The organism is Arthrobacter sp. V1I9, from assembly GCF_030817075.1.
In the GTDB taxonomy this organism is placed as follows: domain Bacteria; phylum Actinomycetota; class Actinomycetes; order Actinomycetales; family Micrococcaceae; genus Arthrobacter.
Window position 1 is genome coordinate 2,246,175 of sequence record NZ_JAUSYU010000001.1, and the last position, 12,111, is coordinate 2,258,285.

Genomic DNA, 12,111 nt, shown 5'->3' on the forward strand with positions numbered 1-12,111 from the left:
GTGGGGCTTAAGCACGCTTTCTTGCAGTCTTTTTCTTGGGTGCGGTTGCCTTTGACGGCTTCGACTTGAACTTCAGCATCCGTTTCGGCCGGATGGCCGGGGCCATCTGCTCCCGCGCCAGCGAGAGCACCACGCCGATGGCGCACAGTGACATCAGCAGGGCGGACCCGCCATAGGAAATGAACGGCAGCGGCACACCGATCACGGGCATCAGGCCTGTCACCACGGACATGTTCACGGTGGCCTGGCCGAGCAGCCACACCATGATGGTGCCGGCCAGGACCCGGTGGAACATGCCCTCCTGCGCCACCACCACGCGGTAGATGGCTGCGCCGAGGATCGCGAAAAGGATGAGCACGACGACGGTGCCCACCAGCCCGAGTTCCTCGCCGATGATGGCGAAGATGAAGTCGTTGTGGGCTTCGGGGATCCAGCTGTACTTCTGCCGGCTTTGGCCCAGGCCCACCCCGAACCAACCGCCGGAGGCGAGGCCGTAGAGGCCGTTGGTGGCCTGGTAGTTGGCATCGACGCCGTCAGCGCAGGACTGGCCGGTCCACCAGGACGTGATGCGGCACATGCGGTTTGAGCTGGTGACAGCCATAAGGCCGGCCAGGGCAGCTCCGAACAGTCCGGCGATGCCGAAGAGGTAGAGGGGTGCCCCGGCAAAGAATAGTGCGGCAGCTGTGATCATCATGATGATCATGGCCGTTCCGAGGTCGTTTCCCACCAGGACCAGGCCAACGATGATGATGGCCATCGGGACGGCAGGAACCGCGACGTGCTGCCAGCGGCTGAGCAGCTTTCCCTTCATGGCCAGGACGGTGGCCATCCAGAGTGCGAGGGCAAGTTTCGACGCCTCTGACGGCTGGAAGGTGATGCCGCCCAGGTCGATCCAGTTCTTGTTGCCGTTGACCTCGTCACCCACCACCTGGACGAGGACCAGGAGCACCAGTGCCGCACCGATCGCGGGCCAGGCGAGCCGCTTGAGCCAAATCACGTTGATCCGGGACAGCACAAACATGGTGAAGATGCCGATGGCGGCGAACAGGCCTTGCTTAAGGGCGTCGCCGTAGGGCGACTTTCCGGCGGCAATGGACTCAACACTGGAGGCTGAGAGCACCATCATGATGCCGATGGCGGTCAGCGCCAGCGTTGATCCCAGGATGAGGTAGTACGTGGAACCGTTCCGGGAGGTTCCGGTTCCTTCCAGCGCGGACCAGAATCTGCGGTACATGGTCCGGAGCCTGGCGGCCGCCGTTGACGGGCGCCGGGCAGCTGTTGCCGAGGAGCCGGGGCGCGGCTTGCCGTCATGCTGCTTTACTGGCTGCTGTCTGGCCGCCTGTGGCCGGGTGGGCGTGCTGGCCATTGTTACTCCTCGCCGGTCTGGGCCTGCCCTTCCACCAGCTCGCGGACAGCTTCGATGAAAGTGTCGCCACGGTGAGCATAGGAAGAGAACTGATCCATGGAAGCAGCTGCCGGGGCCATCAGCACAGTGTCGCCCGATGCGGCGAGCTGCGCTGCTGACGCCACAGCCCTGGCCATCACCGTTTCACCGGGTACGGAAGAACCGGACTGGACGGCGCCGGCCGCTGCGGCAGTCTGCACCTCTTCAGTTTCACCCGCCGCCGGGATGATCACCGGGACATCCGGCGCGTGTCGCTGGAGGGCCTCGGTGAGGGCCGAGGTATCGCTTCCAATGAGCACCACGGCCTTGAGCCGTTGAACGTGCTCCCGGACCAGGTCGTCGTAGGTCACGCCCTTGGAGAGACCGCCGGCGATCCAGATGACGTTGCTGAACGTAGCCAGTGAGGCGGCCGCGGCGTGTGGATTGGTGGCCTTGGAGTCGTTGACCCACAGCACCCCGTTGTGGCGGGCCACCGGCTGGATGCGGTGGTCTCCCGGGATGTAGTCCTGGATGCCCTGCCGCACCGCCTTTGCCTCAACCCCGTAGGCGCGCACGAGCCCCGCGGCGGCGAGGGCGTTGGCCACCATATGGCGCGGAGCGAGGGCGCCCAGGTCGCTCATGGAAGCGAGTTCCGCAGCGCTGTCCTGGCGTTCGGCAATGAACGCGCGGTCCACCAGCAGCCCCTCCACCACGCCGAGCATGCTGATGGCCGGGGTGACCGTGGTGAAACCGACGGCGCGGCAGCCCTCCACCACATCTGCGTTTTCCACCATGCGCTCGGTTTCAATCTGCTCGGCGTTGTAGATGCAGGCTTTTTGCGTTTGTTCGTAGACCTTGGCCTTGTCCGCCAGGTACGAATCGTAGGAGCCGTGCCAGTCCACGTGGTCCTCGGCTACGTTCAGGCAGACACTGGCAACAGGTGAAAGGGACTGTGCCCAGTGGAGCTGGAAGCTGGAAAGCTCGACGGCGAAGACGTCGTATTCCACCGGATCCCGGAGGGCATCCAGGATGGGTGTGCCCACGTTGCCGACGGCGATGGCCTTCAGTCCCGCAGCCCGAAGCATGGATTCGGTGAGGCCGACGGTGGTGGTCTTTCCGTTAGTTCCCGTGATGGCAAGCCAGTCCGCCGTCTTGCGGCCTTCCCGCACGCGAAGCCGCCAGGCGAGTTCGACGTCGCCCCACACCGGAATGTGCGCCCTCGCGGCGGCCGCCAGGAGGGCCTGGTCGGGGCGCCACCCGGGTGAAGTGACGATCAGTTCGGGCAGCCCGCCGTCGATCCGGGGTATGCGCGCTACTGCGTCCTCGCCAAGCAGGACATCGGCGGCACCGACGATCCTGAGGGTCTCTGCGTGGGCCCTGGCCGTATCGCTCGTGGCTGCGTCCACCACTACCACCCGGGCACCGAGTTCGATGAGGGTGTCAGCTGCCGCGAACCCGGAGACGCCGATGCCGGTAACGGCTACGCGCAACCCGGACCAGTCGGAATCCCAGCTGGTGAGGTTGTCCAGGCGGGAGGAAACGGTCACAGCAGCACAACCCATTCAGCGTAGAAAATGCCAAGCCCCGCGGCGACGAAGAGCCCGCAGAGGATCCAGAACCGGACCACCACCGTTACTTCTGCCCAGCCCTGCAGCTCGAAGTGGTGCTGCAGCGGGGCCATCTTGAAGACCCGCTTACCGCCGGTGGCTTTGAAGTAGCCCACCTGGATGATGACGGACAGGGTGATCAGGACGAACAGGCCGCCGATGATGCCCAGCAGCAGTTCGGTCCGGGACAGGATGGCGAAGCCCGCGATGGCGCCGCCAATGGCCAGGGAACCGGTGTCGCCCATAAAGATCTTGGCCGGCGAGGTGTTCCACCACAGGAAACCCACCAGCGCGGCGCTCATGATGGCTGCCAGCAGGGCCAGGTCCAGGGGATCGCGGACCGAATAGCACCCGCTGCCGGCCTCGCGGGGTGAACCGCAGGCCTGGTTGCTCTGCCAGATTCCCATCAGCGTATACGCGCCGAAAACCATCACGGCGGCACCTGCGGCGAGCCCGTCAAGGCCGTCGGTCAGGTTCACGCCGTTGGTTGCGGCGGTGACAATCAGGTTGGACCAGATCACGAACAGGATGGCCCCGAGGACGGTTCCGCCAAAGGCAAGGTCCAGCCAGGGTAAATCACGGACCAGCGAAATCTTGGTGGAGGCGGGCGTGACCCCGGCGTGGTTGGGGAAATTCAGGGCGAGCACCGCAAAGATAATGCCAACGGCTGCCTGCAGGATCAGCTTTGCCTTGGCGTTGAGGCCGAGGCTGCGCTGCCGGGAAATCTTGATGAAGTCGTCAAGGAATCCAACCAGGCCCATCCCCACCGTCAGGAACAGCAGGATGAGGGCCGAAGCGGAGGGGCCGGAAGAACCGGGATTGACCATCAGCATGATCAGGTGGGTGAGGCCGTAACTCAGCAGTACCGCCGCCACCACCACTGTCCCGCCCATGGTGGGTGTGCCGCGTTTGGTGTGGTGCGAGGTGGGGCCGTCGTCCCTGATGAACTGGCCGTAGCCGCGGCGTACCAGCAGCCGGATGAAGAGCGGGGTTCCCACAAGGGCGAACAGGAGTGCCAGGCCGGCGCCGATCAAAAGTGCAATCACGGCAGAGTGCTCCTTTCATCGGCAGGTTGCGGGGTTTGTGGGGGTAATGCTATCCGATCGCCCAGATGGCGAAGCCCTACGCTGTTCGAGGACTTGAACAGCACCAGGTCGCCCGGCTGGAGCTCGGCATCCAGCAGTTCGTGGGCCTCTTCCACTGTTTCGGCGAAAAGGCACTCGTCGCCCCAGGACCCCTCCTGCACTGCCGACACGTAGAGGGCGCGGGCTTCCCGGCCTACTACCAGCAGTCTGGAGATATTGAGCCGGACCACCTGGGTGCCGACCGCGGTATGTTCCCTAATGGAGTCCTCGCCGAGTTCGAGCATTGCTCCCAGCACTGCCCAGGTGCGCCTGCCGCGGCCAAGGTCCGCGAGCGTCCGCAGCGCGGCGCGCATGGACTCGGGGTTGGCGTTGTAGGCGTCGTTGATGATGGTGACGCCGTCCGGCCGCTCGGTGCGCTCCATGCGCCACCGGCTTGCGGCAGTTTGCATGCTGAGGGAGGACGCTATGTCCTGTCCGGGTACGCCCGCGGCCCAGGCCGCGGCGGCGGCCGCCAGCAGATTGCCCACATGGTGCGCGCCGATGAGGCGGCTGCTCACGTGCAGCCCGGTTTCGCCGTCCGGCAGCCGGAGGTCGAATTCAGGATGGCCGGCGGCATTGGTGTCGGCGTTCAGTGCCTGCACGGCGGCGTCCCCGCGGCCTTCCGCTGAGAAACCCAGCACCGACGCCGAGGTGCGTGAACGCATGGCCGCCACCCGCTCGTCGTCGAGGTTGACCACGGCGGTGCCCGTCGGTGCGAGGGCCTCTACCAGTTCCCCCTTGGCCCGGGCAATGTTCTGCACTCCCCCGAACTCCCCGGCGTGCGCGGTTCCGACCGCGAGCACTACGCCGATGTCAGGTTTGACCATGTCGGCAAGGTACTGGATGTGGCCTATTCCGGTGGCGCCCATCTCGATCACGAGGTAGCGCGTAGCGGTCCCGGCGCTGAAGACGGTGAGCGGCACGCCGATTTCGCCGTTGTAGGACCCCTGCGGGGCCACGGTGTTTCCCTGTGTGGCGAGGATGCCTGCGAGCAGGTCTTTGGTGGTGGTCTTTCCGGCCGATCCGGTGATCCCCACTACCGTGAGTTCGCTGCCTTCCCGGGCCCGTGCTGCCCGGATCCTGCGCACGGCTTCGGCCGCCAGCGCGCCCATCGCGAGCACCGCATCGGGAACCAGGACAGAGGGATAGGGGGTTCCGTCCGGCCCGGACACCGGGCGCTCCACCAGGGCCAGGGTGGCGCCTGCTGCGAAGGCGGCTGCCACGTAGTCGTGGCCGTCGGCGTGCTCACCCGGCTTTGCGACATAGAGCGAACCCGGTGTGGATTCGCGTGAGTCCGTGACCACCGAAAGGGGCGTGATCCCGGGATCGGCGTCCAGGCGCCCGTTAGTGATTTCGGCGATCTCCGCCGCAGTAAATGCAATCATCTCGGTCTAGGACTCTATCCGGTCGTCTTGGAGAACGTTGAATCCCCTGGCTGTCAAGGCGCTGCGCAGCTCCACCCTGTCGTCCAGGGCAAGGTTGACGCCTTTGACCTCCTGCCACACCTCATGGCCCCGGCCGGCCACGAGGATGGTGTCCTCCGGCCGCGCCAGCTCCACGGCACGGCGGATTGCTTCGGCGCGGGGGAAAACCTCCAGGACTTCACACTCGAGGGAGTCCTTTTCCTTCGCTTCGCGGGCTCCGGCCAGGACGTCGGCGCGGATGGCAGCCGGGTCTTCATCGTGGGGGTCGTCATCGCTGATAATGACGGTATCGGCGAGGCGGGCTGCAATGGCGCCCATTGCGGGGCGTTTTCCCTGGTCACGCTGGCCGGTGGCACCAAAAACGACAATGAGGCGGGACCCGGGTAGCGGTGAGCGTACCGCCTCGAGGGCCCGGGCCAGGGCATCCGTATTGTGGGCAAAATCGACGATCGCTGCCGGCTCGTCGGAAACCAGCTGCATACGTCCGGGCACCGCTACGGTGAAGGGGTCGTGCTCGTCCAATGCTGACTGCAGCGTGCCGGCATCCACGCCTGCCGCCAGGACCATCACTGCCGCCAGCGCGGCGTTGGCAACGTTAAAGCTGCCGGGGAGGCCGGTGTGCACGGTGAGCCTGGCCCCGTCCGGGCCGCTGAGGGTGAATTCCGTGCCAAGCCCGCGCGCGGCCGGCTTCGTGACAGTCCAGTCGGCAGCGGTTCCGGCGGACGTGGCGAGGGTGGTAACCGGCACTTGAGTGGCGCCGGCAAGACGGCGCCCCCACTCGTCGTCGACCGTTACCACCGCCGCACGGGCGCGGCCTGGAGTAAAAAGCTCCGCCTTGGTGGCGAAATAATCGTCCATGGTGAGGTGCAGGTCCAGGTGATCCTGAGTCAGGTTGGTGAAGCCCACAACATCGAAGAGCACTCCGTCCACCCGCTGGAAGGAGATGGCGTGGGACGAGACCTCCATGGCGGCAGCCGCCAGTCCCCTTTCCCGCATGAGCGCCAGCAGCGCATGCACGTCGGTGGATTCGGGGGTGGTGAGAAGGCTCGGGATGGGGTCCCCGCCGGCGTGGATCTCGATGGTGCCGATCAGCCCGGTCTTCCGGCCCAAGGCCCGCAGCAGAGAGTTGATGAAATAGGTGGTGGTGGTCTTTCCGTTGGTGCCCGTCACGCCGAACAGCTGCGGCTGGCCGCCGCCCGGCTGGCTTTGATAGATCAAAGCGGACAATGGGCCCACCACGTTGCGGGGCGAGTCCACGATGATCACGGGTACCGGAACATCGTTGGACAGCGCCAGCAGCCTGGCGCCTGCGTCGTCCGTGAGGACGGCGACGGCTCCCGCTTCGACGGCCTGCGGAACGAAATCGGCACCATGACGGGCTGCGCCCGGAAGGGCGACGTAAAGGTCGCCCGGCTCCACGGCACGCGAGTTCAGGGAAATTCCGGTGACTTCCACCCCGGCCGCCGGACCGGGAACGGCAACATCAATGGCGTCGCCGATGCTTGCCAGCCGGACCGCTTCAACAGTTGACGGGCGGAATCGGCCCTGGCCGGCAGGTCCCTCCGGGACGGCGCGGCTATCGGACGGATTGAGGTCAGACAAGGAATCTCCGATGGTGCTAGTGGATCGAGCCCGGCATGGATGAACCGGTGGTACTGCTGGTGCGGCCGGCTATTGCCGGGATGCTACTTGGCGAACTGGGGCAGCCGGGCCGGTTCGCCCTTGGACGGCTGGACGTTGTAGGTCCGCAGTGCCTGGCTCATGACCGACCGGAAGACCGGCCCGTTGGTAATCCCATAGATGCTGCCCTTCGGCCGCTGGAGTACCACCTCCACAATAAACCGCGGATCATCCATCGGTGCCATACCCACCATGGAGGCTGTATAGCCGCAGAACCCGGATTTGCCGTCGTCGCACGGTGATTCAGAGGTGCCTGTCTTTGCGCCCACCCGGTAGCCATCGATGGCCGCGTCCTTGATCTGCCCTTCGGTGACGGCGCTCTCGAGGATGTCCTGGACCTGCTGCGCCGTCTCTTCCGACACGGTTTGCCGCGGCGGTGCGGCGGGCACCTTTTCCTCCGTTCCGTCCGGAGACACGTAGGCATCAATGAGCCTGGGCTGCAGCATCACCCCGTTGTTGGCGATGGACTGGAACGCCCGCACGGTCTGGAGGGTGGACTGGGACACGCCCTGCCCGAACAGTACTGTGTACTCTTGGCGCCCGTCCCACTGCTGCCACGGCGTGAGGATGCCGGACGCCGTTGCCGGCAGCCCGATATCCGGCGCCTCGCCGATGCCGAATCTCTTGAGCCAGTCGTACCGCTGTTCCTTGCTGAGGCGCTGGCCGGCCATGACGGTGCCGGTGTTCATCGAATAGCCCAGGATGCCCGCCAGGGTTCGCTCCTCGGTTCCGTGGGCGAATGAGTCGCTGAAGGTCTGCCCGTCCACCGTGTAGGTGGGGCCAAGGGTGAACGAGTCGAGGGGCTTGGCCTTGCCCTCTTCGATGAGGGCCGCCGCGGTCATCATTTTTTGAACGGAGCCGGGCTCGTATGCCGCCGTGACCGCGCGGACGCCGCGGTCCTTGGCGGCCACCCGTCCGGGATCGTTGGGATCGGGGGAATTGGTGTCGGCCATTGCTACCAGGTCGCCGGTCTTTGCGTCCATCACAATGATGACGCCCCACTCGGCGCTGAGCTTGTCCGACTGGCTTTGAATGGCCTGCTGGGCAAAATACTGCAGGTCGGAGTTGAGGGTGAGCTTGACGTCCTTGCCGTCCTGGGGCGACGTCAGCTCGTCCACGCCGACAGGGATGCGCAGGCCGTCTGCGCCGATTTCAAATAGGCGTTCGCCGTCCGCGCCCTTCAGCAGTTCGTCCTGGGTCTGTTCTATGCCGGCCTGGCCGGTAGTGCCGTCGGCCAGGAACCCGATGATTCCGCCGGCCACGGAACCATTGGGATAGACCCGCTTGCTGACGCCTTCCGTGACGATGCCGGGGATCTGGAGGTTGGAGATGCGGTCCTCAATGTCCGGCTTCACGTCCTTGGCCACGATGTAGTAAGGCTGTTGGCCCGTTACAGCGTCCCGGAGGGCGTCCTGCTCCATGCCGAGGGCGGCGGCCAGCTCCGTGAGGCCCTGGTCCCGGCTGACGTCCACCAGCTTCTCTTTGCCGTCCACCGTCTCCAGGCGCTTAAAGGTTTCGGTTTTAGTGTTCACCCGCTGGTCCACCACCACGTTGTAGCGGATGACGCTGTTGGCCAGCACCGTTCCGCGGGAGTCGAGGATGCTGCCCCTCTCGGCAGGCAGGACGGTCCGCTTCATCCGGCTGTTCAAGGCAGCTTCGGCCATTCCTCCGACGTCCAGCCCCTGGACCAGGAAGAGTTTGCCGCCCACCACCAGGAGGAGCGTCAGCATCATGCCAAGACCCAGGCGGAGTCGCTTCTTGGCGTTGGGTACCTTGCCGCTTCTTGCTTTGCCGGTCCTCTGCGCCACCGTGATATTCCTTGCTGCTCGACCTTGTTGCCTGTCAGACCCGCCTGTTACTGTCCGGGGACCTTCTGCTGGGGCGCGGGTACCGATCCGCCGTGGAGCTCCACGGGCGGCACAGCCGGAGCGGATGCCGGCGGAGTGCGGGTTGGTGTTGCGTCAGGAGCCGGTTTCGTCTTTGCCGCCGCGGGAGCTGCAGCCGGGGCCTCTTCGACGGGTTTCCGGGCTTCCAGCGGATCCCGTTTGCTGGGTGGCGGAACCACGGTGAGCTGGCCGACCACAGCAGGTGCCGGAATGACGGCTCCGGCAGCGCCGTCCTTTACAGCCGGGGTTGCTTTGCCGGTAACGGAGAGGGTGGACAGGTCAATCTGGCCCTTAACGGTGGAAGGCACCATCCCCAGCTTCGTCGCCTGCGCCGCGAGGTTCTGGGGTGCTTCAAAGTTCTGGACCTGCTGGGTAAGGTCCTGGTTCTGCTTCGTCAGCGTGCTCTGCCTGGCACGGAGTTCCACCAACTGGTACTGCGCCGTGGAAACCGAGATGTTCAGGACGAGAACGGCGATCAGGGCCACGGCGAGCATGGCAAAGCACAGCACCACGAAGGGGGCACGGCGCTTGCGGGGAAGGGTCCGGACGACGGACAGAGGAGTGCGGCCCCGGCGCGGCCCGGCCGGCGAACCTGCAGGAAGCTGCTTGGCCGCCGAACCGGAAACGACGGGAAAGTTCTTCACGGCAGCGGTGCTCATTAAGCTCTCCTGGTTCGGATGCGTTCCACAGCACGAAGCCTTGCTGAGGCAGCGCGGGGGTTTTCGGCGATTTCGACGGCGGTCGGCACCTCGGTGCCTTTGGTCAGGGTCTTCAGTTCGGGTTTATGCTCTTCCAGCTCAACTGGAAAGCCGAGTGGGGCGGAGGATTTGGAGCGGGCCTGGAAAACTGCCTTGACGATCTTGTCCTCCAGCGAGTGATAGGACATGACTACAATCCGGCCGCCCAGTGCTGTGGCCTCCACGGCTGCGGGAACAGCACGTTCCAGTACGTCGAGCTCCTCGTTGACCTCGATCCGCAGGGCCTGGAATGTCCTCTTGGCGGGGTGGCCGCCGGACTTGGCCGCGCCCGCCGGAACGACGGCCCGGATTTGCTCCACCAGCTCGCCCGTGGTGGTGAAGGGCCTGGTGGCCCGGGAGGCGACGATCCTGTTCGCGATGCGTCCGGCGAACTTCTCCTCGCCCCACTTCCGGATGATCCGGACGAGTTCCTCTTCGCTGTAGTTGTTGACGACGTCGGCGGCCGTCTGCCCGCGGCTGGTGTCCATCCGCATGTCCAGCGGCGCGTCGAAGGAATACGCGAATCCCCGTTCGCGCTCATCCAGCTGGAGTGAGGAAACACCCAGGTCCATGAGGATTCCGTGAACTTCGGGAACGCCCAGGTCAGCGATGACTTCTTCTATTTCGTCATAGACGGCGTGGACCAGATCTGTCCGTGCCTCAAAAGGCGCCAGCCGCTCCCCGGCCAGAGCAAGGGCTTCTTCATCCCGGTCGATCCCGATCAGGTGGAGGTCCGGAAACCGCTGAAGCATTGCTTCGGAGTGGCCGCCCATCCCGAGCGTGGCGTCGATGGCCACCGGGGTTTCACCGCGGCTCCTGGCAGCCTCGAATCCGGGAGCCAACAAATTGATGCACCGGTCCCGAAGGACCGGCACATGGCGTTCAGACGTGGGCTTCGGTTGATCATTCATGCCTCGTCCTCTCTCGCCGTCGTTGTCACCTGGATTGGTTCTTGGCCCAGATCCCCATCCGCGCCTATCGTCCTGCCCGCCTGGCTCCGGGGAAGTGAGCCAGGTTGGCCGGCCGACGGGCCGGCTGGAGATCTCAGCCAAGAAAAACTGCCCGCTGTTCTGTTCCGGTCAGAGAATGCCCGGAATGGGATCATCGGTTTCGGAGAAGGCGGTCTCCTTCTCCGCGAGGTACTCATTCCAGGCCTGGGCGTCCCAGATCTCGGCGCGGGTTCCGGCGCCGATGACGGCCAGTTCCCTCCCGAGCCCTGCGTACTCCCGGAGCGCCGGCGGAATAGTCACGCGCCCCTGCTTGTCAGGTACCTCGTCAGAGGCTCCAGAGAGAAAGACGCGGATGTAGTCCCGCGCCTGTTTTGAGGAGATTGGCGCCTCCCGCATTTGCTCGTGAACCCGGGCAAATTCCTTCTCGCTGAAGACGTAGATGCAACGTTCCTGGCCCCTCGTGAGAACCAGTCCGCTGGCAAGTTCCTCCCGGAACTTAGCGGGGAGAATGATCCGCCCCTTTTCATCCAGACGTGGCGAATGCGTGCCCAGAAACACTGGCCCACCGCCTGTCCGATGTCAGGAACTGCACATCCCCTATGTTGCAACCACCCTCTTATGTCCTCCACATTACTCCACTTTCCACCACAGTCAACGTGAAAAGCGCGCCGGGCGGGGCAATTTTTGGGAAGGTGCGCCCAAAAAGACGCGGAAATACGCTGGTGGTGGGAAGTGGAGGACTTTCGCTCGGCCTGGGCCACGGGGAGGGGAAGATTGCAACCCTTGGGATCGAGGGGTCACGGCTCTGGGCGCTGCAGGCGGGTTAAACGCGAAAAGACCCGCCGAAGCGGGTCTTTTGGTCGCGCTCGCCCATTCCGGGGGGAGCAAAGTGGTGTGCCGGGGGCGTCCGGCTCAGTGGACGCCGGAAAGTTAGGGCTCGCCCCTGCGCCTCTCGTCCCAGCGTTCCTCCAGGCTGCTCATGAAGGAGCTCCGCTGCTTGCCGGCCTTGCCTGTACCGGTCTTGGTTCCTTTCGCTGCCGACGAGCTGCTCCGCATCGTGGCGAAGTAGACGCCGCCGCCCATCACAATGAAGCCCAGGACACCAACAAAGATACTTTGGAGGGTGACGCCCACCAGTAAGAGGAAGACACCGGCCAGCGCGCCAAGGACGCCGATCACGACGTGTCTCGTCGACCACGAACGCCCGGGGTCCGACCCCATGGAATTCGCGAACTTTGGATCATCCTCGTGAAGCTGCTTCTCCAGCTGCTCCAGCAGCTTCTGTTCGTGCTCCGACAGCGGCATCACGACCTCCTTTT

At 65.0% G+C, this 12,111-nt stretch carries 10 protein-coding genes; all 10 read right to left on the reverse strand.

Features of this window, described 5'->3' with window-relative positions:
* Positions 1-7: 7 nt before the first annotated feature.
* Positions 8-1,366 (reverse strand): putative lipid II flippase FtsW, encoded by a 1,359-nt coding sequence (ftsW, locus tag QFZ70_RS10645; RefSeq protein ID WP_307095464.1) that lies wholly within the window; start codon positions 1,364-1,366, stop codon positions 8-10.
* A gap of 2 nt (positions 1,367-1,368) precedes the next feature.
* Positions 1,369-2,946 (reverse strand): UDP-N-acetylmuramoyl-L-alanine--D-glutamate ligase, encoded by a 1,578-nt coding sequence (murD, locus tag QFZ70_RS10650; RefSeq protein WP_307095466.1) that lies wholly within the window; start codon positions 2,944-2,946, stop codon positions 1,369-1,371.
* Positions 2,928-4,037 (reverse strand): phospho-N-acetylmuramoyl-pentapeptide-transferase, encoded by a 1,110-nt coding sequence (gene mraY, locus QFZ70_RS10655; protein WP_307095467.1) that lies wholly within the window; start codon positions 4,035-4,037, stop codon positions 2,928-2,930. The genes murD and mraY overlap by 19 nt, the downstream gene beginning before the upstream one ends.
* Entirely contained in the window at positions 4,034-5,500 is a 1,467-nt protein-coding gene (gene murF / locus QFZ70_RS10660) for a UDP-N-acetylmuramoyl-tripeptide--D-alanyl-D-alanine ligase (protein WP_307095470.1), read from the reverse strand. The genes mraY and murF overlap by 4 nt, the downstream gene beginning before the upstream one ends.
* A gap of 6 nt (positions 5,501-5,506) precedes the next feature.
* Positions 5,507-7,141: a UDP-N-acetylmuramoyl-L-alanyl-D-glutamate--2,6-diaminopimelate ligase gene (locus QFZ70_RS10665; RefSeq protein WP_307095472.1), complete on the reverse strand. Its 1,635-nt coding sequence runs from the start codon at positions 7,139-7,141 to the stop codon at positions 5,507-5,509.
* 83 nt (positions 7,142-7,224) lie between these two features.
* Positions 7,225-9,027 carry a penicillin-binding protein 2 gene (locus QFZ70_RS10670; protein WP_307095474.1) on the reverse strand — a complete coding sequence of 601 codons (1,803 nt, stop codon included), beginning with the start codon at positions 9,025-9,027 and terminating at the stop codon, positions 7,225-7,227.
* A 47-nt stretch (positions 9,028-9,074) separates the two neighbouring features.
* Positions 9,075-9,764 (reverse strand): hypothetical protein, encoded by a 690-nt coding sequence (locus QFZ70_RS10675; RefSeq protein WP_307095475.1) that lies wholly within the window; start codon positions 9,762-9,764, stop codon positions 9,075-9,077.
* Positions 9,764-10,753 carry a 16S rRNA (cytosine(1402)-N(4))-methyltransferase RsmH gene (gene rsmH / locus QFZ70_RS10680; RefSeq protein ID WP_307095478.1) on the reverse strand — a complete coding sequence of 330 codons (990 nt, stop codon included), beginning with the start codon at positions 10,751-10,753 and terminating at the stop codon, positions 9,764-9,766. Before rsmH ends, QFZ70_RS10675 begins: the two co-directional genes overlap by 1 nt.
* Before the next feature lie 168 nt (positions 10,754-10,921).
* Complete coding sequence (gene mraZ, locus QFZ70_RS10685; protein WP_018763545.1) at positions 10,922-11,350, reverse strand: division/cell wall cluster transcriptional repressor MraZ; 429 nt, start codon at positions 11,348-11,350, stop codon at positions 10,922-10,924.
* Positions 11,351-11,722: 372 nt separating this feature from the next.
* Entirely contained in the window at positions 11,723-12,097 is a 375-nt protein-coding gene (locus QFZ70_RS10690) for a DUF3040 domain-containing protein (protein ID WP_307095479.1), read from the reverse strand.
* Positions 12,098-12,111: the final 14 nt, after the last annotated feature.